A 21,595-nucleotide genomic window follows, 5' to 3' on the forward strand; every position below is an offset into this window, starting at 1 on the left:
TCAGGGATGTCGGGATTCCAGGTCGGGCGGGGGGGGGGTGACCCCGCGGGGCTGGCAGACGCATCCGAACAGGCCTGCGACGGCGGAGCCGTGGGTGCCGTCGATCTGGAACTCGAGCAGTTCGTCGCGGAAGACGCGGGTCGCCCACGAGGAGTTCATCTGCACGATGACTGGGTCCCCGGAGGGTGTGACGACGTTGAAGATGGCGTAAGCGGCATCGTCGGTGTCCGCGTTGTAGATGTTGCCCTGCTCATCCACGCGCTTGGTGATGTGAGTGGCGGTCTGGGAGTAGACGTCCCGGGTCTGTCCGATGATGCCCTCGATGACGTAGTTCCGCGGGTACATGTCGGTCGTCATGCTGCCGCCGTCAGTCTTGCGGTAGTTCCATGACGGTCGCTGGGAGGGAACGTCGGTGCCTTCCCACACCCAGTATCCGAATTCGCCGCGCATGGAGAGGATGCGTCCGAAGAATCCCATGTCGACCAGACGACGCAGCTTCACCAGGCCAGGCAGGTAGAGCTTGTCGTGGACGACGCCGTCAATGATGTTGTGACGGTGTGCCAGCTCCGCCAACTCGATGGCCTCGTCGAGGGTCTCGGCAGTGGGCTTCTCGGTGTAGATGTTCTTGCCGGCCTCGATGGCGGTGCGCAGAGCTCGGTAGCGACGTGACGTCGTCTCCCTGCACTCGGCGTCGACGCCGCAGACCTACCACATGCTGGGAGCTGAGGATTTCGCGAAGATGAAGGACGGAGCGACTTTCATCAACACTGCGCGCGGGGCCATCTGTGATCAGGACGCCCTCATCGCTGAACTGCAGCGCGACCGGATCAGCGCCATCATCGACGTGACCGACCCCGAGGTCAACGCGCCCGACTCCCCATTGTGGACCCTGCCGAACGTCATCCTGACCCCACACGCTGCCGGGTCAATGGGACGAGAGCTTCACCGCCTCGGCGACGGCGCGGTCGATGACCTGGCGAATTACATTTCCGGTGCCCCCGTGGCCGGGGAATTCCCGGTCGGTCAGTACGCGGGGCGTGCCTGATGAAGCGGGACGTGACTTGGGTTAGCGGCAATCTAGTTAGGTGAGGCGGCACATCAGGCTCGGTCGTGGCGGCCGCCGCCGGAGGGAGTTTGAGTTACCTGGCGTGCCAGCGTTACTCGCACGGACTGGCCGCCTAGCCCCGCCGTGTCGACATGCAGAGTCCCGGCCGCGTTTTCGCAGCTGACATCAACGTGGCTATCTGCGGTTTTGACCTTCCAGCTTCCCTCAATAGTTACGGTAAGTGATCCCCTCTTCTGGGTGGGTTCGACGATGACGACCTCCATTTGGTTTGCGCTCTCCCGAGTCTGCACCAGCGCAGGACGGTTAACTGCCACGCCGCCGCAGGTAGCTGGCTTCCAAAAAGCCAAGGTGGTGACGACAGTGGGGTCCTTCGTCAAGAGGGCACCCGCAGAGCGGACGGCCTGGACGGTTGCGTCATTCCGGAGCACGGTGAACGGCTCGACTCCTGGGCGCGTGGCCAGGGCCATCGTGTGGGAACGGCTGGCAGTGGGAAGCAGCGCCCACGCGACTGGACGATCGTGGTGGGTGACGTGCAGGGATGCGTAGGCGCGCTCGATGACCTCGTCAGCCCCCTTGACCTTGCGGGAGGGATTGACGTCGATCCACGTTCCCTTTCTCGTCGCCACATCTGCGGAGAGATCGGTGTCAGTGGCGAAGACGTAACCGCCGACTCCGTCCAGATGGGCCCACCGGGGGTTCTGGAAGGAGGTCGCGGATGAGACCCGGTTGCCGTCGACGAGGAGTTTCGTCGACGAGCTGGCCACCTTGCGGTGCTCGACGACGGTTATGGCCCGCGATGCGTCGGTGGTCACGTCGGTCGTCAGCTCTACCATGGCGTCCTTCAGACCCACCCATAGGCGGCGTGCCTTGAGGGCGGAGTCCTGGGAGGTGATGTGGGACGCGGCGGCAGACCACGACCCCGATGCGAGGCCCCCGGACCATTCGTTGGTCGGGGTCTTGGCCGCCCACGAGGCTCCGACGGCGCGTTTGAGCGGAGTGGAGTCCACCGTCGTCCCCGTCGGTGCTGAGTAGTCGACGGTGGCCCAGTACCCGTCCTCGTACTGTCCCATGTCTCCGGGCAGCAGGAGGTAACGCATTCCCTGGCTGGTCCTGGACGCCCATTCGTTCTCCCCGTTGCCGTACTCGTACCAGGCAATGCGATCCGAACAGTTGGAGACGGTGATTAGCCAGTCCGCGGTGCGGTGGACGAGACGGTCCATGGACGCGAAGTAGCTCGGCGTCGACGACTCCGGGACGGGGCGCGCCTTGGCGGCGGCGTCGAACAGGGAGATGTCGACAAGGGTGGACGGCTCGGACAGGTGATCGAAGGTGTTTCGAGCCATCCAACCGTGCACGATCCCTCGCCACTGTTCGGCGCGGTGTGTCGGCAGGGCATCAGCCATCATGAGCATGGCACGGGCGATCGAGATGCCGTGCATGGCGGCAGACTCGTTGATGCGCGAGATGGATCGGCCGCGCACGTCGTCGAGGATCTGGCCGTTGTACATGACGGGGATGAAGCCGCGTTCGACCTGGTCGTGGAAAGCCTTACGAGCCGATTCGACGATGTCGAACCTCATCCCGGAGACCAGCGGGAAGAGCATTGCCAGTCCGCTGAACAGGACGTCGCCGTAGCCGCCGGTGTAGGGGATGTGGGAGTGCTGGATGAATCCGCCGTCGGCACGGAAACCGTCACCTTCGGTGGTGACGCGCCAGGCGTCAGGCAATCCGTCAACGGCATGACGCAGCCTCTTCTCGTCGCCGGTCGCGATGGAACGGCACATGACGGCACGGGTCAGGTCCATGCGATTCGCGCCTGTCGAGACCACGGGCTGAACGGGGTTGGCAGTGGGCTTGACCGACGCCGGCTGCTGGAACCAGGGGTCGGGGATGAAGTGGTCGATGCCGGCTGCCGCTGCGGACATGACCTCGGGCGGCAGGACGTCGTGCAGGATGCACATGACATCGGCGACAGCTCTTGACGCGCCGTCCTCCCAGTCCCACCAGTTCCCATACTCGTCCTGGGAGGGGTTGTACCGAAGTCGGCAGAAGTCCCTGAGCCCCTCGATGCACGCGGAGAGGATTTCGGGATCCTTGTGGTAGCTGGACCCGGGTGTGGCCCAGGCGCAGGCCATCGACTCGATGGCTCGGGCTGTCTTGGTGATGAAGGGCGACTGCTCCTTGCGGAGGTCTGCCGAGATCAGAACGGTCTGACGGCTCGAGCCGGATACGAGGTCGGTGAGGATCTCGGCGACCTTCCGGTCGGTCTTGGCGATGATCGCTCGGGCACGTGGGTCAGAGGTCCGGGCGGCTCTGCGTCCGGTGATGATGTCGATCCATCGCTCGCACAGCGCCGACCAGCTGTCGGGCCCGGGGGCGGCAATGGCGTCCGTCACTGTGGGAGAAGCGGCGAGCGCCATGGCTGACAGCGCAGATGCGGTGAGGAAGGTTCGTCGAGATGGGGTGCCGAACAAGGGTCACGCTCCTCGGGAGAGGGTGGCAACACTGCCACACGTACAGGTTTGTTTTCCAGAAACATTACAGGAAAGCGGTTACCATTGTCACCAGTTGGACATCATATTTTTGATCCTCGAATTACGCGACAGTTCGATGGTGAGCGGCAGGGTGTGATGACATGACGCAGAGGAGTCCACTGACCCATTGGGGACGCGAGGACTGGTGCAATCTCGCTGATCGTCTGGTGACGACGGCCATGAGCCATGCAACACCAGGCCACGGGCGGATTGTGATGCCGGGGGAACCGGGCGGACTGGGCCCTGACATCGACGGGCTCGAAGAGTTGGCGTCGTGGTGGGCCGGAGGCGTCGCCGCCGGCGTCGACCAGAGGGCCGAGGATCGCTGGCTGCGACCATCTGAACATTGGCAGGCCGTTGTCGAGGCCTGTTCATTGGCCCTGACGCTCCACTTCACCAAGCCCTGGATCTGGGATCAGCTCTCTCAGCGGACCCAGGAGCAGGCCGTCGAGTGGTTTCAGGACGTGCGCAATCCCGAGATCCCCGACAACAACTGGATCTGGTTCCAGGTCATCGTCGAGACCTTCCTGCGAGGCCTCGGTGCCGACTGGGACGAGGCCCTCGTCCGCGAGCACCTCGAACGTCACGAGGACTGGTACCGCACCGACGGTTGGATCAGCGACGGACCGAGGCGCTGCTACGACCACTATGTCGGATGGGCCATGGAGACTCTGCCGGCCCTGTGGACCCTCATGGACCCGACCTGGGATCTTAGCAGAGACTTCGCCACCGTTCACGGGCCCAGGTTGAGGAGATACCTTGAGGACGTCCCCTTCCTCGTCGGAGCTGATCTGGACGGCCACGGAGGTACCGCTCCTCTCATCCAGGGACGTAGCCTCATCTACCGGTGGTGCACCTGCGCGCCGCTGTGGGCCGGAACCTTCATGGGTGTTTATCCAGTGTCCCCCCGGACTGACGAGGCGTATCTGCTCGGGAACCGTAAGGCATTTCCTCGATCGAGGAGCGGGCGCTGACGGCATCCTCACCATGGGCTGGTTCGGGGAATTCCGCCCGATGGCCCAGTTCTACTTCGGTGTGGGATCCCCCTACTGGGCCTCCAAGGGGATGCTCGGTCTAGCCCTGCCTGCCGACCACCTGGTATGGGCAGCTGAGGAGGAGGCTCTGCCGGTGGAGAAGGAGGACACCCATCGCCTCATTTCCACGCCGGGATGGATGGTCAGCGGAACGTCAGCCGACGGCGTGGTTCGTGTGCTCAACATCGGTACCGATGGTGAGAACGAGGCAGACCTTGTCAGTGAGGCACCCCTGTACACGTCTCTCGGCTTTTCCACCGTGACGGCCCCAGCACAGGCGGGGGAGTGGACCCTGCAACCTGTTGCCAATGTGGTCGCTCTGCGCGATGCGAAGGGGCGGGTTTCGTGCAGATCGGGCCAGCACGTCGACCGGTTGGAACAGCTCGGGGACGTCCTCGTCGGGCAATCCTCCTGGCAGGTTCACTGGATCAAGGTCGAACCGGATTCCCAAGTGGGCTACGGCGCGCGTGGTGAGTCCGACCTGGGCCCGCGCATCGTGTGTGCCCAGGTCTGTCACCAAGGAATCGAGGTGCGTTGTGCCTGGTTCGACGAGGACGTACCGGTGGCATCCGTCGTCGTGGCCGGGTTGGCCGACTGACCCCGAACAGGGACCGGATTCCTTCCTCGAACCAGTGACGCCGTGGCAGTACAGGCAACGGCTGACGGCTCAGGCGGTCACGGGGCTGTCAGAGGCGACGACCGTCGAGCAGATGGAGACGCCCATGCGGGCAGTGGACCTTACATCGCCCTCGTCGGGCTCGGGATGTGTGGCCCCCATCCGCAGATCGACGTGGCTGACGACTCGGTGACGGTGACCTTCCCGGGACAGCCCGCCGTGAGCCTCAGTCCTCCGATGCACTCCCACGCACCCTCGACGCCTCGTACAGCGCGATCGACGCTGCCACCGAGGCGTTGAGGGATTCGACATCACTGCTGATCGGGATCGACGTCAGCACGTCGCAGGACTGCCGGGTGAGACGGGCCAAGCCCTCTCCCTCTGAGCCGACGACGAGCACCAGCGGGCCGTCCAGACCCGGAGCGGCGGCGATGTCGGAGTCGGCCTCACCGGCCAGCCCGACGATCATCCAGCCAGTCGCAGCGAACTTGCCGAGGGCCTGGTTGAGGTTCGAGGCCATCGCCACCGGTACGCGTGCGGCTGCCCCAGCTGAGGTCTTCCACGCCGCTGCCGTCATCGAGGCCGAGCGACGCGACGGGATGAGCACCCCCTGAGCACCAAAGGCGGCAGCCGAGCGGATGATCGCCCCCAGATTGCGCGGATCGGTGACCTTGTCGAGGGCTACTATGAGCCCACCGTGGTAGGTCTGGTTGCCAGCTGCGATAAGGTCGTCCACGGTCGCGTACTCGTATTCGGGTAGGCGCAGGGCCACTCCCTGATGGTTGGACCCACCTGTCATACGGTCGAGTTCGCCACGAGTGGCCTGCATCAATGCGATGCCATGATCAGCAGCGAAGGTGAGGATCTCCCTCAGCCGCGAGTCATGCTCAGCTCCTTCGGCGACGTAAGCAGTGCGTACTGGAAGGCCGACGTGAAGGGCCTCGAGTACAGGATTGCGACCGATGACCCACTCCGGGCCTGCCCCTTTGGACTTCGCCGGTTTGCGGGCCGCGGCGCGGGCCAACCTCTCCTGCTTGGCCTTATACGCCTTGTGGTAAACGCGGTCCTCCGCCTTGGGGGTGGGGCCTCGGCCTTTGAGAGCCTTGCGGCCTCGTCCGCCAGAGCCAACAGCCGAACTCTTGCCCTTGTGCCCTGCGCCGCGCCGCTGAGAATTTCCTGCCATGTCAGTCTCCTTGTCAGCTCAGCGACCAATGGGCGCCAGCGGGGGTGTCCTCGATCGTCAATCCAAGGTTTGTCAAGGTGTCGCGGATGGCGTCAGCTGTAGCCCAATCCTTGCGGGCACGAGCCTCGGCACGCTGCTCCAGCATGGCATGCACCAAGCCGTCAACGACCGGCTCTAACCGGTCGTCGCTGCCTGCGACGTCGGCCCACTCGGGGGCCTGCGGATCGAGTCCAAACACCGCGAGCATTGCCTTTACACGGGCCAGGTGGTGACGGGTGGCCTCGACATCGCAGGTCGACACGGACTTATTGCCCTCGGTGATCTGGCTGAACAGGGCCGCTACCGCCTGTGGAGTGCCTAGGTCGTCATCCATCGCCGTAACGAATGCCGCCGGCAGCTCTTGCGACGCCGTCACCTGCTCGCCGACGAGGTCGCCGGCTCGGTCCAGAAAGGAATCGATGCGTTCGATGGCCTTAGTGGCCTCATCCAGAGACCCCTTGGTGCCTTCGTCAGCGGGGCTGAACTCGATCATGGAGCGATAATGCGGGGCCAACAGAAAGTACCTGACGGCGCGTGGGCTGTAGGCCTTGGTGACCTCAGTCACCTGGGCAGTATTGCCCAGGGACTTACTCATCTTCTCCCCGGACATCGTCACCCAGGCGTTGTGCATCCAGTAACGGGCGAAGGGACGACCCGCCGCTGCCGACTGAGCTAGCTCATTTTCATGGTGAGGGAACCGCAAGTCGATGCCGCCACCGTGAATGTCGAAGGTCTCACCCAGATACTTCCCGGACATCGCCGAGCACTCCAGGTGCCAGCCCGGCCGACCCCGTCCCCACGGGGACATCCACGACGCTGTTTCGGGCTCGTCCTCCTTGTGACCCTTCCATAGTGCAAAATCCCGCGGGTCGCGTTTGCCACGCGGGTCGGAATCTTCGGCTGGGTTCATCTCGTCGACACGCATCCCGGACAACTCCCCGTAACGGGGCCAGGCCCGAACATCGAAGTAGACGTCACCAGAACCGTCGGGGGCGGGATAAGCGTGACCTTTGTCGATGAGGGTCTTGACCAACTCGATCATCTCCGGGATGTGGCCGGTAGCCCGAGGCTCATAGGTCGGTGGACGGCATCCCAACGCCTTGTACGCCGCATGAAGCTCGTTTTCGTAGTGGTAGGCGTGGGCCCACCACGGGGTGCCAGTAGCGGCGGACTTTGCGAGGATCTTGTCGTCAATATCGGTGACGTTGGCGACGACGGTCACCTGGTAGCCAGAACACTCCAGCCAGCGCCGTAGGACGTCGAAGACAACCTCCTTGCGGATGTGGCCCAGATGCGGACTGGACTGCACCGTCATGCCACAGTGGTAAATCGACACCTGACCCTCGCGAAAGGGTTCGAAGGTCTCGATGCCGTGGGTAGCGGTGTTGTAAAGCTTAAGCGTCACGCTCCCAGGTTACCGGTGGTCCCCGACCCATCGCCTACCATGGCCGTATGGCCGAGATCCGCAAACACAAACCGTCGTCCAGCCCCATCGCCCGGGCTTTGGAGGCCGCAATGGGTGAATCCATCAAGCCGGTTGTCCCTGGATCGCGCCCCGACAAGGGGGTTGAAGAGCCGGAGACGAAGTCTGAGTCCACCTCATCGGCCGCCGCAACTGCCACCCAGTGGGGGTCCTTCACCGTGACGACGCCACCGAAGCTTTCAGATTAATTGGGTTGATCTAACTTTTCATCCGGGCGCGTAAGGCGTCGATATCGAGACGCGACGCGGACTCCACGTCGACGACCTCAGCATGGGCCTCCCACGGGTCGTAGGGGGCGTCCCCCTCTTCATCCTCGACGTATCCGAGTGACGGGTCGTAGACGTTGACCAATTCATGTCCGTTGCGCATTGGAGAACCGTCCACTGGTACGACGGACTCCGTGCTCATGGCCTCGTCAGGCAGCTTGGCGAGGATGTCCCGTACGTAGCCCTGGGCCGCTTCGGCGTGCGGAACTTCCCGCTGTTGACGCTGGGATTCGTACCACCGATAGTCGAGTACCTCGTGGTAAAACTGCGCGAGTTCGCGTTTCCGGGAAAGTTCCGGAGGGATCTGCTGCACGACCGGCTCGAAACACTCAGTGAGCCAGCGGTGAGCTGCGACGGCCTCGTCGTCCCCTTGGAGTCCGTTGCGCGCCCGGAAGGTGTCAAGGTCGTTGAGCAGACGCCGTGCCTGAAATTCCTCGGTGTCTAAGCCAGTTAGACGCAACAAGCGTCGCTGGTGGTGCCCGGCGTCGACAACCTTGGGTTGGATGCGTAGTCGCTGACCGTCCGGTGAGGTCTGGATGTCCAGCTCGGCGACGTCGAAGCCAAGGGCGTTGAGGCGACGCACCCGCGACTCAACCTGGGAGTAGTCGCCGCCGGCGAATTCCTCGGCCGCGGTGAGTTCGTTCCACAAGTCGTGATAGCGGTCCTCAATAGTCGTCACCAAGCCCAATGGGTCAAGGGCATCATCGAGCATGTCACCTTCTTCAAGGTCGAGGAACTCGCCATAGAGATTCGTCCGGGCGATCTGTAGGTCGTGTTCCCGCTGCCCGGTGGTCAGGCGATCGTGCAACTCACCGGTCTCCGCATCGACCAGATAGGCGGCGAAGGCCTCGGCGTCGCGTCGGAACAATACATTCGACAGCGAGATGTCACCCCATAAGAAGCCCACCAGATGAAGCCGCACAAGCAGGACGACGAGGGCGTCCAGGAGTCGCATGACGGTTCCTTGACGTACACCAGAATGGAAGAGGGACCTGTAAGGCAACGAGAACCGTAGGTGGCGGGTAAGGATGATCGGTTCCAGCGGCTCACCATTGGGTGCGACGCGGTCAGTGATGACGCCGATGGGCTCGACTGACGGGGTATCGAGCCGCGTGAGGTCGTGTAGCAAGCGGTATTCGTGAATCGCCAGGTGTTCAACGACTTCCTTGGCGGCATAGACATCGTCGCCGATCGTGATGAACCGCACCACGTGACGAGAGATACCCCGGGGCAGCGCGACTAGTCGCTCCTGTGGCCATTGTGCCAGCGGTGTACTCCACGGCAACGGAAGCAGGCGGGAGTCGGGCTTCGCGCTGAGGAAACGGGTCACGGAAATAGTCTGCCACTCGCACTCCGGTTGGGTGGTGTGGGGCCTAGTCAGGGGGGATTCGAGAGGAATTTCAGACAGTCGTGGCCCGATCGAGGGCTTCGGACAGGCAGATCGCGAGGTCATTAACAGGATCGATTCCTGGGCTCATCCGAATCATGGCGTCGGTGACCCCCGCTGCGTCCCGAGCCTCCTGACTCATGGCGGCGTGGGTCATCGTCGCCGGGTGGCAGACCAGGGACTCCACCCCGCCCAGGGATTCCGCGAGGATAAACCCCTTCAGCCCGGTCATAAAAGCCTCGACGGATGCTCGGCCACCGGCCAGTTCGAAGCTCAGCAGGGACTCGAAGTTCTTCTGTTGGCGGGCGGCCAACTCATGGCCGGGGTGGTTGGGCAGGCCAGGCCAATAGACGGCTGTGACGGCCTGGTGACTTTGGAGAATCTCCACCATCCGAGCGGCGTTCGCGCAGTGAGCCTGCATCCTCACACCAAGGGTTCGCAAACCTCGCAAGGTCAGCCAGGAATCCAGCGGGGAGGCCGTCAGCCCCATCATGTTGGCGTGGAAGGCTATCAGGTCGACGTCTTGTTGGTTCGCGGCGACCACCGAGCCGCCGATGACGTCGGAGTGACCGTTAAGGAACTTGGTGTCAGAGGCAATAACGAGATCAGCGTCAAGGCTGAGTGGCTGTTGCAGAATCGGTGAGCAGAAGGTGTTATCGACGGCAACAACGGTGCGCTTCCCAGCAGAGGAGTGCGCTAATTCAGCTGCCGCTGCGATGTCGGTGATGCGCAGTAGAGGGTTCGATGGAGTCTCCACCAAGAGCAGATCAGTAGGAGGCTCCAGAGCGGTGCGCAGGGCGTCAAAATCAGTTTCGTTGACCCAATCGACGCTCAGACGACCAGCGGCGGCCCACGTGTCAAGGATGCGTCAGGTGCCGCCGTAACAGTCGTGCGGAGCGACGATGTGGCCGCCAATCGGTACGAAGGCTTGCAGCACCAGAATTACCGCCGACATTCCTGATGAGGTGACGACAGCTCCTGCGCTACCTTCAAGGGTCGTCAAAGTGTCGGCGAGCAACGCCCGGGTTGGATTGCCTCCTCGCCCGTAGTCAAAGGGCGGGCATTCCCCGAAAGTGTCGTAGAAATAATTCGAGAAGAGGAAGGCTGGCGGGATGACGCTGGAGTGGTCATGGTCTGAACACAACCCGGTCGTCAGTCCCTGCATAGTGGTGGACGTCGGCATGGCCCCTCCTGTCATCGGGTGATTTTGAGGGTAGCCGAGATGAGGCATTGGAAATATTTCGACCAACTTTTGGATTCGCCGTGACGAATTCTCGTGTGAGGCATCCTTATGTATGAAAGTCCCCCACATCGAAATGGAGATGAGCCGATATGGCTGACAACAATACCGCCTCCGCGAAGACCGACTCCACCAAGTCCGACGCCGCAAAGACCGAGAACCTGCTGGAGACGAGGTCCAAGGAGAAGGAGACCCTACCCCCCTCCCCTTTGCACACCGATCACGGCTCGACCCTTATCGCTGAGCAGGTCGTCCAGAAGATCGCTGGCATCGCCTGTCGTGAGGTCCCTGGCGTGCACGCTATGGGCTCGGCTGGGCGCCGTATGCTCAGCTCCATCACCGATCGCATCCCCGGATCGACCACCAATGTGTCGAACGGAGTCCAGGTCGAGAAAGGTGAGCGCCAGTGTGCTATCGATCTATCGGTGGTTATTGAATACGGCTACTCGGTCGTTGAGGTCGCCAATAAACTTCGCGAAACCATCATTGACGCTGTTGAGTACGGCACCGGCCTTGAGGTGGTTGAGGTAAACGTCCAGGTTACCGATGTCTACATCCAGGGTGAGGATGATGACGACGAGCAGCATGCTCAGGCTGCCAACCAGCATAAGAACACCGAGCTTTCTTGAGAGGTCACACTATGAATGCGTCACGCATCGGAGCACTCGTTGGACTGCTGTTGGGTGTGATTGCGGTCTGTGTCGGCGTGTGGCAGACCATCGTCGTCTTCGTGCTGGGGCTACTCGGTCTCATCATTGGCCGGATCATTGACGGCCAGCTCGACGTGCATGACATCTTCGGCAAACCAAGTCAACGGAACCGCTGATGTCCGCCGGCACCACACGCGTACGTTCGGTGCCCTCGCTGGCGGTCCACAACCGTGAGAAGGCTAGTCGTGGAGCCCTGACAGTCACCACAGCGGTTGTCGAGAAGATCGCCGCTCGCGTGGCGGCTCAGAGTGAGGGTTTCGGGGCTCCCATCTCGTCTTTCTTCGGGTCAGGATCGCGTGCCGACTTCGACCGAGGTCCGAAGGTTAGCGCGGTCCTCACCGGTCGTACGGCTGATCTTGAGGTGGAGGTTGCCATTGGCTACCCCGCCCCCGTCCAGGCTCAGTGTGACGATCTTCGAGCCCGATTGACCGAGCAGGTGCCGAAACTGTCCGGTGTGGATATCGGCACGATCGACATCCTGGTAAGCCGGGTCGTCAGTAAGACTTTGACGACGAAGGAGTTGACCTGAGATGAGTAGGCAATACATGTCCCCGCCTCTCATTCGTCGCCCTTCCCGGACGGTTCCGGTGACGATTCTTGCCGTCTTGCTCGTGGCAGCCGGGGTGGTGGCCATCATTGCTGCCATTCAACGACTCCAGCACGGATCCTTGCCGGGATGGTTGGCCTGGGGGCGTGGTCACATGACCACCGTGACATGGCTGAACAGCACTGCTCTGACAGTGGCCATTGTTATCGGCGTCATTGCGCTGCTGTTGCTGATCTGGGCCTTGAAACCTGGGCGGACCTCCGGGGTGCTTCTCGAACCGGGCGAGGGTGCTCCTGACAATCGGGAGGTCGTCATGGACAACTCTGACCTGACAGGTTGGTTGTCTCGCTGGCTTGACGAGGAAGACGGTGTCGCGTCGTCAGCAGTGAAACGCCGCGTCAACACTCTCAGGGTTGACGTCGAGACTGCCGTCAAGGACCCAGAAGTGATGCGAGAGCAGCTCATGACGAGGATCGCTGACCGCGTTGATTCGCTGGGGCTGAAACAGCCCCCGAAGGTGAAAGTGAGGTTGCGATGAGGGGCCGCGCAAATAGAACACGACTCGCCATCGTCGGGATCATCGGTCTGTTGGTGGTTGCGTGGTTCATGCTGGTGCGGTTTAACGTCGCCTCGTCATGGGGATGGCGGCAGCCCAAACCCGATGCTCCTATCATCGACGTGCCGAAGGTATGGCGAACTGACTACGCATCGTGGGCCTTGCTTATCATCGGCGTTCTAGCCGCGGTGATCGGTTTGATTTGGCTGCTGCGCCAGTTTTCGTCGAGCAATCGGGCCCGCACCTACGGCATTAGCCACGAGACGGATCATGGCTCAACGGTGCTGTCCACCGATGCCCTGGGAAGGGCTATCGAGGAGCAGATCGAGGAGTTCCCTGGCGTTAGCAGCGCCAGCGTGAAGTTCTTCGGGGCCCGCGTGGCTCCCGAGATGATGGTTCAGATCGACATTGATGACCGTACCGACGTGAGAAAGCTCGTTGACCGGTTGGAGTCTGAGGTAGCTCGCGACGTCGAGACAACCTTGGATACGAAGTTGGTGCGGTTCGGGACGAAGCTGCGTACCGGGGCCCACGTTGCCGGAATGGGTGTGAGCCACGTCGGTGTGACCGAGGTGCCCAACGTTGATGATTCGGAAGACAGTCTTCCCGCCAGTCTGATGCCGAAACCGACATTCCTTAAGGAGAAGTCCGACCGGGCCAAGCCGAGGACCCGTGAGGGGAAGATGCTCGCCTGAAGTGCGTTCGTGGTCGAGGACACGGAAGTTGGCCTCGACCACTGCTAGCGTCAAGTCATGGTCAGCGGAGTCGACGGTCCCGGTGGCGATGAGGCCGTTCTGGCAGATATTCGCGCTGCTCAGGACGGAGATGCCGGCGCTTACGCTCGCCTCGTTGAATCGTGGGGCGGGCGGCTGTTGAGATTCTGCCACAATAACCTGCCGGCCACGATCGACGCTGAAGATGCTGTCCAGGACGTTCTGCTCACCGCCTGGCAAAAACTGCCTGGCCTCGACGACCAGACCAGGTTCAGAGCGTGGATATACACTATCGCCCGCAATCGGTGCCGAGAAGTTATTAGAAACGCAGGCAGGCGCGCTACCGACCCAGTGCCTCCGGAAGAGGTTGCGGTGAGGATCGGCTCCAAGCAGGATCCAGCGAGGGCTCACACCAGAGATGCCGCAATGATGGCGCTGCGAAAGGGTGTCGCCGGGTTGCCGGATAACCAGCGACGTATCTGGATAATGGCCCAGATAGATGGCCTCGGATATGCCGAGATTGCCGATATTGAGGAATTGCCACTGTCTACCATCCGAGGCCGTTTGGCTCGGGCAAGGGCTACCATCGCGAAGGAAATGGAGCCATGGAGGTGAAGCTCGCGTGTGGTGCGGACATGAACCGTGTCTGGGAGAGAGAGCGACGCAGCCTCCTATCGAACATGAGGTCGAGCGCCCAGTTTGCCAATCCGTGCGCACTGAGGCTTTTCGTGCTGACCAGCTGCGTGACGACACGGTCGCTGAGCACGCGCAGACGAAGGTGGTCGTCGATCCGCTGAAGCTGGAGTCAGCGTGGAGGTCATACAGTGCTGACCTGTCGCCGCGACACTGTGTTGCCAATGACGATGGTGGCCAGGTGGAAGATTCGGGAGACCGTGCTGGCCACGATTGTGCGTAACAGCCTCGCCGACTGCGAGGATGGGAGACTCAATCGGATTCGGTTCTCGGTTCCTCACACCCCGTTGAGACTTCGCATTGGTCTATCCGTCGCACGAGGGATACCGATACCTGATTGCGCCGAGAGAGTGCGCTATCGCATTTCAATGGCGATGACCCGCGAGCTTGGTGGTCGTCCGGAAGCTATCGACATCTTCGTGGAGGATATCCATGTCTGAGTTAGAAAACGACATCATCGTCTCCGGGACGCTGCTGACGGGCGAAAAAGCTGTTGATGACCTAGCGGGGGTCATCGTCACGACAGTCTGTAACACCCCCGGGGTGACGCGACTCGTCAAACCGTGGTGGCGTCGTTTCGGTAATGACGGCCGCTCAGCGATACGGATCAGTGAGGAGGATGGGCACAGTGATGTGGAGGTGGAGGTTACCGTCGACCTGACGGTGCCTATCGTGCAATTAACACAGGATCTTCGTCATCGTGTTTTCACCGCCATTACCCAATCCGGGCGCGCTCCAGGGAAGGTAGACGTCGTCGTTTCCAAGGTTGAGCCCAATAACGAATGATCTGAACCTCTGAGACGACGAGGCCCACGGATGTACTGGGGCCTCGTGGCGTTCATCGAGAGTCAGGAGATGCGCTCAGTGGTCTCTTGACTGAAGACGTGGACGGCAGCCGGGTTGACGCCCAGACGCACCTGCTCGCCACGCTGCGGAGGACGACGTGAAGAGATACGAGCAACGACCTGGTGAGCCTCGCCGTTCTCGATCGAAGCTTGCTCACCGGATCCGACGAGAGAGCCGTACAGGTAGGCGTCAGCTCCGAGCTCCTCCACGACGGCAACGTCCAATCCGATGCCTTCATTGGCGAGGGTGAAGCTTTCTGGGCGGATGCCAAGGGTCAGTTTGGTTTCGTTTGGGGCCTTGACAAGGACGTCGCGAGAAACCGGGATGATGTAGTCGCCGAGCTTGACGCCGCCGTCAACGACATCGCCCTCCATGAGATTCATGGCGGGCGACCCGATGAAACCAGCGACGAAGAGGTTCTTCGGGGTGTCGTACAGGGCGAGGGGAGAGTCCACTTGCTGCAGCACGCCGTCTTTCATGACGGCAACGCGGTCGCCCATCGTCATGGCCTCGACTTGGTCGTGGGTCACATAGACGGTGGTTACGCCGAGGCGCTGTTGTAGAGCGGCAATCTGGGTACGGGTCTGGACGCGCAGCTTGGCGTCAAGATTCGACAGCGGCTCATCCATGAGGAAGACCTGCGGGTTACGAACAATGGCACGGCCCATGGCGACGCGCTGACGCTGACCACCGGAAAGCGCCTTTGGCTTACGGTTGAGGAAGTCCTCTAGGCCCAGGAGCTTGGCGGCCTCCAGGACGCGCTGCTGACGCTCAGCCTTTGGCACGTTCTGCATCTTAAGGGCGAAGCCCATATTGTCGGCCACGGTCATGTGGGGGTACAGGGCGTAGTTCTGGAAGACCATGGCGATGTCACGGTCCTTTGGGGGTAGGTCGGTGACGTCACGGTCCCCGATCCATATGGAGCCGGCGTTGACCTCTTCGAGGCCGGCCAACATTCGCAGGGAGGTCGACTTACCACAGCCAGAAGGTCCGACGAGGACCATGAACTCCCCGTCGCCAATGTTGAGGTTGAGCTTGCTGACGGCTGCGCGATCGGTGCCCGGGTAAACCCGAGTCGCCTCCTTATATTGCACGGTTGCCATAACCGTTGTTCCTTTCCACGGGCAGGTACGTGCCCGACGATCCGTTGTGGAAAATCGGCGACGGATGTCACCGGGGCTCTCCGAGGCTTCGAAAAACCAGAACCGATCATAATGGACACGAACTACAAAGGTGGGGCGGGGGATGAATCCGGGGTGATTATCCTTGTCAAGTGGCGAATTTCCGGCGTGCGGGTAGGGGCTGTTAGCACTCAACGATGTTCACGGCCAAACCGCCGCGCGCCGTCTCCTTGTACTTCACCTTCATGTCGCGCCCGGTCTCCATCATCGTCTTCATGACCTGATCCAGGCTGACAATCTGAGAGCCGTCCCCAGCCATCGCTAGGCGGGAAGCCGTGACGGCCTTGATAGCGCCTAGCGCATTGCGTTCAATACAAGGGATCTGTACCAGACCGCCGACGGGGTCGCAGGTGAGCCCGAGGTGATGCTCTAGGCCGATCTCGGCGGCGTTGCAGACCTGGGCCGGCGTCCCGCCCATGACCTGAGCCAGACCAGCCGCAGCCATTGAGCATGCTACGCCGACCTCACCCTGGCACCCGACCTCGGCCCCGGAGATCGACGCGGACTGTTGGTAAATCTCCCCGACGGCGCCAGCTGCTAGCAGAAAGTCAACGATGAGGTCGTCGTCACCGGTATCGACGCCTGGCGTGCCCGAATCGATGTCCGAACCGGGGGAGAGGAACTTCACCGCAAAGTGCAGGCAGGACGGGATGATGCCGGCGGCGCCGTTGGTCGGTGCGGTGACAATACGGCCACCTGCGGCGTTCTCTTCGTTGACAGCTAGGGCCCACACCGTCAGCCAGTCGACCGAACCAAACGGTTCTGGTTTGCCTGGAGTGATCCGCTCTCGGGTGACAAGATCACGGTGCATCTTCATGGCGCGGCGGCGCACATGCAGACCGCCCGGAAGAACGCCGGCGCGCGAGCAACCGCGCTCGACGCAGGCATGCATGACTGCCCAGATGTCAAGGAGCTGGCCTCGCACCTCTTCCTCGTCTCTGAGGGTCATCTCATTGGCCATTGCGACCTCGGGGATGCTCATCCGGTAGTCCGAGCACTGCTGGAGGAGCTCCGTGCCGGTCTTGAAGGGGTAAGGGACCGGCGCGGAGTCCCGTACGATGGCGGGGTGCTCGTCCTCTCCATGTTCAACGACGAAACCGCCGCCGATGGAGTAGAAGGTGCGCTCAACCACGACGTCCTGACCAGACCAGGCGGTAAACGTCATGCCATTGGGGTGGAAGGGTAGCGACCGGTTGCAATGAAGGACGAGGTCCGTCGTGACGTCGAAGGAAACCTCCCGACCGCTATGGGCAGCATCCAGGGTGATGCAACCGCCGTTGACGATGGTGGCGGCTCGAGCCGGAGTCTGATCCGTGTCGACGGTGGCCGGATCCTCGCCTTCGAGGCCCAGCAGGACAGCGGCCTCAGATCCGTGTCCGTGCCCGGTCGCTCCCAGCGATCCGAAGAGTTCAGCGCGCACGCGGGTGACCTCTGGCCACACCGGTGACTTAGCCAGATCAGTTACGAAGATCCGGGCGGCTCGCATGGGGCCGACGGTATGAGAACTGGACGGGCCGATGCCGACCTTGAAGATGTCGAAAACACTGACTGCCACGCCATCAATTTTGCCAAAGTCTGAAGAGCAATGTCAGCGAACCGCAATGGCTGGGTCGCAGCGAGTTGTCTTCATCAGTCTTCGCAGGGGATGCGCCGCGAGTGAGCGAAACAGCGGCGAGTTTCGTTCAACCTCTTGACCAACTCGTCAGGGTGGTCCATGCTCATTTCAAGCAAGAAGTGAAATCCTCTTTTGAAATATGCCTTTACAAAGGTTGTGAAGGCGTTGTCTTTAGACTCGGGAATGGAGAGCTGACAGTGGCGAAGCGTGATCGACGCAGCGAACGGGCTGACGACGTCCTACTCGAGCTGCGTGCCGGAGATGCGATGAGCGCTGCTGACCTAGTGGAAGCCACCGGTTTATCTCGTCCGACCGTCATCTCGATCCTCAACGACCTCGAATCATCCGGGTGGGTGATTCGTGGTGCCTCCGACCCCGGTGGTCTGGGTCGGCCCGCGACGACGTGGTCCCTGGGCGGCGACGTCGGAATCGTTATCGGTGCTGACATCCTCGTTGATTCCATGCTGATGGTGGCGGTGACATTCGGAGGAACCATCATGGCTGCGCGGAGCTCTCGGCTCAGCCAGTACCGGCCTGACGCCCGTCTTGAGGCTGTCGTCAGCGCTATCGAGTCGCTGCGGGACGCCTGCCGGGACAAGGGGCCCTTACTGCACCTGGCTGTCTCCACCACAGGAGTCGTCGATGGGGAGGGGCGCGTCGTCCGAAGCGATCTGGTACCGCAGTGGACCGGGTTAAACCTTGGCCATCTGCTCTCCCAACGTGTTGACGTCCCCGTGACCGTCGACAACGACATCAATATGGCTGCCTACGGCGAGTTCTGCCAACGTCGCCAGCGCGGTGCGCTCGATCCTGACGCTGACATGCTCCTGGTGCGGATGAGCCGCGGTCTGCACACCGGTCTGGTGCTCAACGGACAGTTGCACCGAGGCCGGACGTGGAATGCGGGTGAGATTAGCGACGTGCTCGATCTGCGTCTGGACGGCGACGAGACGCCCGATGACGACTGGATCGATCGAGCAGCCCTGACGACCGGTTCAGTGGCAGCGGTCATAGACCCGGATGTCATCGTCATGTCCGGGCCTACGAATGCGTCGGTCACGGTGATTCGCCGGGTCATCGAACGACTCATATCCAGGCGTCCGCTCGGTTCGGAGTCGATGACCGCCGAGGTTGAAGAGTTGGGCCGGGCCGCGTCAGTCGTGGGGACTCTTAACACCGCATTGGAAGTGGTGACGAGGAAGGCCTAGGTACCGAGCATCCACATCCCGTGGCCCTGCGAGACATGGCCAAGGTCGTTTCCGCAGTTGAGAAAGGACAGCACAGCGTCATGACGACACATCGAGAAGAGCGCCTCGGCGATCACATGAGGGTGGGCGTCGTTGGCGTTGGAGCTCGCTGCCGGCTTGCCCTTAACGCCGAAATGGAGGGCAACGAGGGCGTCGTCACTGCGGTCTGCGAGCCGCATCACTTGGCCCGCAAACGGGTAGCAGAGCGATTAGGGAAGGACCCCGACTCGATCACGATCACTTCCGACGTTGCCGGACTCATCGCCTCGGGTATCGACGTCGCTTTCGTCACCTCCCCAGACGACACCCACGCCGAGGTCACATGCCCGCTTTTAGAGGCTGGAATCCCGGTGTACCTGGAGAAGCCCCTGGCTGTCACCATGGCTACGGCGACCAAGATCCTGACGACCGCCTTCGAGACCGGCACGAAGCTCTACGTCGGCCACAATATGAGGCATATGAACGTGGTGAGATCCATGCGTGACCTCATCCGCACGGGTCGGATCGGCGAGGTTAAGGCGATTTGGTGCCGTCATTTCGTCGGGTCAGGTGGTGACTTTTACTTCAAAGACTGGCACGCCACCCGCGAGCACGGTACGGGCCTGCTATTGCAGAAGGCTGCTCATGACATTGACGTCATGCACTGGTTCGCAGACTCCTACACCGCCGATGTCGTCGGCATGGGGGGATTGACCCTCTACGACCAAATTACCGATCGCCGTGACAACTCCGACCAACTCATGGGGGATTGGTACTCGCTGGATAACTGGCCTCCGCTGACTCAGAAAGGCCTCAATCCTGTTATTGACGTCGAAGATATTTCGATGATGCTTATGCGAATGGACTCGGGGGTTTTCGCCTCTTACCAACAGTGCCATTACACCCCGGATTATTGGCGCAACTACACCGTCATCGGTACGGAGGGACGCATTGAGAACTTCGGTGACGGCGAAGGAGGCGTTATCCGGTTGTGGAACAAGCGAACCCACTACAACGCCGACGGTGATGAGATTTTCCCAATCATTGGGGATGCTAATGGGCACGGTGACGCCGACGTATTGACGGTTACCGAATTCCTCAACTTCGTGAGGAACGGAACCTGCACGGATACCTCGCCGTTGGGTGCCTGGTATGCCGTCGCTGCGGGAATTGAGGCCACTGAGTCGTTGCGTCATGGGTCGACGCCGCGTCAGGTGCCGACGCTGGATGACGAGATCGTCCGGTACTTCAACAACAACCAGGTCAAGTGATCACAACGAGAACGAGACAGAGAGGTCAATCATGGATCGCAGAGGTTTCATCGGGGCTGCTCTCGCCGCCCTAGCCGTTGCTGGATGCTCATCAAGCGAGGAGAACGAGTCGGACGTCTCGCCGAGCGCCGACTCAAAAACGTCGGCGGAGCTGACCCTGGCCTACTGGGACAAGAACCAGACGAAGACGATCGAGCAGAACCTTAAGTCCTTCGCTAAGAAATACCCAAACATCAAGATCAAAACGAACTTGGCCGGGTTCAAGGACTACTGGAACAAGCTGCGCACCCAGGCGCAGGGCAACGAACTTCCCGACGTTTTTTGGATGAACGGTCCTAACATCCAACTTTACGCTGCCAACGGCATGCTCGCCCCCATCGACAAGATCACTGGCGCAGGTGTTAAGTGGTCTAACTACCCGAAAGCGCTGGTTGATCTCTATACATTTGAGGGCAAGCATTACGGCGTGCCCAAAGACTTTGACACCATCGGCGTCTTCTACAACAAGAAGATTTTTAAGGAGGCCGGAGTCGAGGCGCCTACCGCGGGCTGGACCTGGGATGATTTCCACGATAAAGCCAAGAAGATTTCTGATTGGGGCAAATCCAAAGGTATTTACGGATGTGCTACCACCATCAACGGTGATGGTCAGGATACATACTACAACACCATTGCGCAGGCTGGTGGTTATGTCATCAAAGACCATGCTTCTGGATTCGGTGATCCTAAGAGCATCGAGGGGCTACAATGCTGGGCAGACTGGGTTAAGGACGGATCGGTTGCATCGCCGAAGGTTGTTACCGACACGAAACCGTCCCAAATGTTCACGAGTGGTAAGTCCGCCATGTTCTGGACGGGTGATTGGACGGCCTCCGAGCTTGCCGAAGAGCTCAAAGGCCAAGAAGGCGACTACGACGTGATTGACCTGCCCAAGAAGGCAAAGCAGGCCACCATTATCCATGGCCTTGGCTGGGTCGCGTCAGCCAAGAGTGAGAATAAAGCGGCAGCTCTAGCCCTCATCGCCCACATGTCCGGCAAGGAGAGCCAGAAGGTCGAGGCGAAGAACGGCACGGCCATCCCGGCCTTCAATGGCACTCAGAGCGCTTGGGTCAAGAACTTTCCGAAATGGAACTGCAAGATGTTTGTCGATGCGGCGACCAGGTATGCCGTGACTTACCCAGTCAGTCAGAACACTGATTCCTGGGCTAACCGGGAGGCTGACTTCCTAACCCCAGCTTTCGGTGGCGAAACGCCGGTCTCCGAAGCAGCCAAAAAGCTGGCGGCCTTCATGAACGACGCCCTAGGTAAGGAAAAGTGATGACCCCGTCTGGTGGGTGTGGTGGTTCGGCGGGCGCCTCTCCCCGCCGGCCGAGATCCCATCGGCCCCGA

18 protein-coding genes and 4 pseudogenes are annotated in these 21,595 nt (G+C 61.3%); 14 read left to right on the forward strand and 8 right to left on the reverse strand.

Annotated features, from left to right (window positions below; translation table 11 throughout):
- Positions 1–573 (reverse strand): Gfo/Idh/MocA family protein, encoded by a 573-nt coding sequence (locus F1563_RS07100; RefSeq protein ID WP_149302616.1) that lies wholly within the window; start codon positions 571–573, stop codon positions 1–3.
- Positions 574–712: 139 nt separating this feature from the next.
- Between F1563_RS07100 and F1563_RS07105 the strand changes: the two genes are divergently transcribed.
- A complete protein-coding gene (locus tag F1563_RS07105; protein ID WP_002513106.1) occupies positions 713–1,045 on the forward strand; it encodes an NAD(P)-dependent oxidoreductase in 333 nt (110 codons plus the stop codon).
- Positions 1,046–1,098: 53 nt separating this feature from the next.
- On the opposite strand, the gene hylB is transcribed toward F1563_RS07105, so the two are convergent.
- Positions 1,099–3,540: a hyaluronate lyase HylB gene (hylB, locus tag F1563_RS07110; protein ID WP_002513107.1), complete on the reverse strand. Its 2,442-nt coding sequence runs from the start codon at positions 3,538–3,540 to the stop codon at positions 1,099–1,101.
- A gap of 161 nt (positions 3,541–3,701) precedes the next feature.
- Between hylB and F1563_RS14620 the strand changes: the two genes are divergently transcribed.
- Positions 3,702–4,574, forward strand: coding sequence for a DUF2264 domain-containing protein (locus F1563_RS14620; RefSeq protein ID WP_002546652.1), 873 nt, complete (start codon positions 3,702–3,704; stop codon positions 4,572–4,574).
- Positions 4,489–5,550: pseudogene (locus F1563_RS14625) on the forward strand (DUF2264 domain-containing protein). The gene F1563_RS14620 and the pseudogene F1563_RS14625 overlap by 86 nt, the downstream one beginning before the upstream one ends.
- Here F1563_RS14625 and rlmB read toward each other — a convergent pair.
- Together rlmB and cysS are read right to left on the reverse strand one after the other, a co-directional pair.
- Positions 5,477–6,433, reverse strand: coding sequence for a 23S rRNA (guanosine(2251)-2'-O)-methyltransferase RlmB (gene rlmB / locus F1563_RS07130; protein ID WP_002513111.1), 957 nt, complete (start codon positions 6,431–6,433; stop codon positions 5,477–5,479). The pseudogene F1563_RS14625 and the gene rlmB sit on opposite strands and share 74 nt — an antisense overlap.
- Before the next feature lie 13 nt (positions 6,434–6,446).
- Positions 6,447–7,877: a cysteine--tRNA ligase gene (gene cysS / locus F1563_RS07135; protein ID WP_002513112.1), complete on the reverse strand. Its 1,431-nt coding sequence runs from the start codon at positions 7,875–7,877 to the stop codon at positions 6,447–6,449.
- A 47-nt stretch (positions 7,878–7,924) separates the two neighbouring features.
- Here cysS and F1563_RS07140 point away from each other — a divergent pair, with 47 nt between their 5' ends.
- Positions 7,925–8,143, forward strand: coding sequence for a hypothetical protein (locus F1563_RS07140; RefSeq protein ID WP_002521172.1), 219 nt, complete (start codon positions 7,925–7,927; stop codon positions 8,141–8,143).
- A gap of 10 nt (positions 8,144–8,153) precedes the next feature.
- On the opposite strand, the gene F1563_RS07145 is transcribed toward F1563_RS07140, so the two are convergent.
- Positions 8,154–9,551, reverse strand: coding sequence for a DUF4032 domain-containing protein (locus F1563_RS07145; protein WP_171015288.1), 1,398 nt, complete (start codon positions 9,549–9,551; stop codon positions 8,154–8,156).
- Between the two features lie 70 nt (positions 9,552–9,621).
- Positions 9,622–10,773, reverse strand: a pseudogene (locus F1563_RS07150) (trans-sulfuration enzyme family protein).
- A gap of 167 nt (positions 10,774–10,940) precedes the next feature.
- Here F1563_RS07150 and F1563_RS07155 point away from each other — a divergent pair.
- The 8 genes and pseudogenes from F1563_RS07155 (at position 10,941) to F1563_RS07190 (ending at position 14,853) form a co-directional block, all read left to right on the forward strand.
- Positions 10,941–11,477 carry an Asp23/Gls24 family envelope stress response protein gene (locus F1563_RS07155; RefSeq protein ID WP_002513117.1) on the forward strand — a complete coding sequence of 179 codons (537 nt, stop codon included), beginning with the start codon at positions 10,941–10,943 and terminating at the stop codon, positions 11,475–11,477.
- Between the two features lie 11 nt (positions 11,478–11,488).
- Positions 11,489–11,674, forward strand: a complete 186-nt coding sequence (locus F1563_RS07160; protein ID WP_002513118.1) for a DUF2273 domain-containing protein — start codon at positions 11,489–11,491, stop codon at positions 11,672–11,674.
- Complete coding sequence (locus tag F1563_RS07165; RefSeq protein WP_002513119.1) at positions 11,674–12,087, forward strand: Asp23/Gls24 family envelope stress response protein; 414 nt, start codon at positions 11,674–11,676, stop codon at positions 12,085–12,087. The genes F1563_RS07160 and F1563_RS07165 overlap by 1 nt, the downstream gene beginning before the upstream one ends.
- A gap of 1 nt (position 12,088) precedes the next feature.
- Positions 12,089–12,643 carry a DUF6286 domain-containing protein gene (locus F1563_RS07170; protein ID WP_002528927.1) on the forward strand — a complete coding sequence of 185 codons (555 nt, stop codon included), beginning with the start codon at positions 12,089–12,091 and terminating at the stop codon, positions 12,641–12,643.
- Positions 12,640–13,356, forward strand: a complete 717-nt coding sequence (amaP, locus tag F1563_RS07175) for an alkaline shock response membrane anchor protein AmaP (RefSeq protein WP_002513121.1) — start codon at positions 12,640–12,642, stop codon at positions 13,354–13,356. Before F1563_RS07170 ends, amaP begins: the two co-directional genes overlap by 4 nt.
- A gap of 57 nt (positions 13,357–13,413) precedes the next feature.
- Positions 13,414–13,989 carry an RNA polymerase sigma factor gene (locus tag F1563_RS07180; RefSeq protein ID WP_002513122.1) on the forward strand — a complete coding sequence of 192 codons (576 nt, stop codon included), beginning with the start codon at positions 13,414–13,416 and terminating at the stop codon, positions 13,987–13,989.
- Positions 13,980–14,507, forward strand: a pseudogene (locus tag F1563_RS07185) (Asp23/Gls24 family envelope stress response protein). Before F1563_RS07180 ends, F1563_RS07185 begins: the two are co-directional and overlap by 10 nt.
- Positions 14,500–14,853, forward strand: a complete 354-nt coding sequence (locus F1563_RS07190; protein ID WP_002528925.1) for a hypothetical protein — start codon at positions 14,500–14,502, stop codon at positions 14,851–14,853. The pseudogene F1563_RS07185 and the gene F1563_RS07190 overlap by 8 nt, the downstream one beginning before the upstream one ends.
- 62 nt (positions 14,854–14,915) lie before the next feature.
- Here F1563_RS07190 and F1563_RS07195 read toward each other — a convergent pair whose 3' ends face one another.
- A complete protein-coding gene (locus F1563_RS07195; RefSeq protein WP_002528924.1) occupies positions 14,916–16,016 on the reverse strand; it encodes an ABC transporter ATP-binding protein in 1,101 nt (366 codons plus the stop codon).
- Positions 16,017–16,218: 202 nt separating this feature from the next.
- On the reverse strand, positions 16,219–17,649 hold the full coding sequence (locus tag F1563_RS07205; RefSeq protein ID WP_002528923.1) for an L-serine ammonia-lyase: 1,431 nt from the start codon (positions 17,647–17,649) through the stop codon (positions 16,219–16,221).
- Positions 17,650–17,846: 197 nt separating this feature from the next.
- On the opposite strand from F1563_RS07205, the pseudogene F1563_RS07210 reads away from it, so the two are divergent.
- Both F1563_RS07210 and F1563_RS07215 read left to right on the forward strand, forming a co-directional pair.
- Positions 17,847–20,206 (forward strand): annotated as a pseudogene (locus F1563_RS07210) (ROK family protein).
- A 31-nt stretch (positions 20,207–20,237) separates the two neighbouring features.
- A complete protein-coding gene (locus F1563_RS07215; RefSeq protein ID WP_002528921.1) occupies positions 20,238–21,524 on the forward strand; it encodes an ABC transporter substrate-binding protein in 1,287 nt (428 codons plus the stop codon).
- Positions 21,525–21,595 lie beyond the last annotated feature (71 nt).

The organism is Cutibacterium modestum (assembly GCF_008326345.1).
Classification (GTDB): Bacteria; Actinomycetota; Actinomycetes; order Propionibacteriales; family Propionibacteriaceae; genus Cutibacterium; species Cutibacterium modestum.

Bases quoted from the DNA above. Each gene is read 5' to 3' on its own strand.
- F1563_RS07105 (WP_002513106.1), top strand. From the start codon at position 713: ATGCTGGGAGCTGAGGATTTCGCGAAGATGAAGGACGGAGCGACTTTC.
- F1563_RS14620 (WP_002546652.1), top strand. From the start codon at position 3,702: ATGACGCAGAGGAGTCCACTGACCCATTGGGGACGCGAGGACTGGTGC.
- rlmB (WP_002513111.1), bottom strand. From the start codon at position 6,433: ATGGCAGGAAATTCTCAGCGGCGCGGCGCAGGGCACAAGGGCAAGAGT.
- F1563_RS07140 (WP_002521172.1), top strand. From the start codon at position 7,925: ATGGCCGAGATCCGCAAACACAAACCGTCGTCCAGCCCCATCGCCCGG.
- F1563_RS07155 (WP_002513117.1), top strand. From the start codon at position 10,941: ATGGCTGACAACAATACCGCCTCCGCGAAGACCGACTCCACCAAGTCC.
- F1563_RS07160 (WP_002513118.1), top strand. From the start codon at position 11,489: ATGAATGCGTCACGCATCGGAGCACTCGTTGGACTGCTGTTGGGTGTG.
- F1563_RS07165 (WP_002513119.1), top strand. From the start codon at position 11,674: ATGTCCGCCGGCACCACACGCGTACGTTCGGTGCCCTCGCTGGCGGTC.
- F1563_RS07170 (WP_002528927.1), top strand. From the start codon at position 12,089: ATGAGTAGGCAATACATGTCCCCGCCTCTCATTCGTCGCCCTTCCCGG.
- amaP (WP_002513121.1), top strand. From the start codon at position 12,640: ATGAGGGGCCGCGCAAATAGAACACGACTCGCCATCGTCGGGATCATC.
- F1563_RS07180 (WP_002513122.1), top strand. From the start codon at position 13,414: ATGGTCAGCGGAGTCGACGGTCCCGGTGGCGATGAGGCCGTTCTGGCA.
- F1563_RS07190 (WP_002528925.1), top strand. From the start codon at position 14,500: ATGTCTGAGTTAGAAAACGACATCATCGTCTCCGGGACGCTGCTGACG.
- F1563_RS07195 (WP_002528924.1), bottom strand. From the start codon at position 16,016: ATGGCAACCGTGCAATATAAGGAGGCGACTCGGGTTTACCCGGGCACC.
- F1563_RS07215 (WP_002528921.1), top strand. From the start codon at position 20,238: ATGGATCGCAGAGGTTTCATCGGGGCTGCTCTCGCCGCCCTAGCCGTT.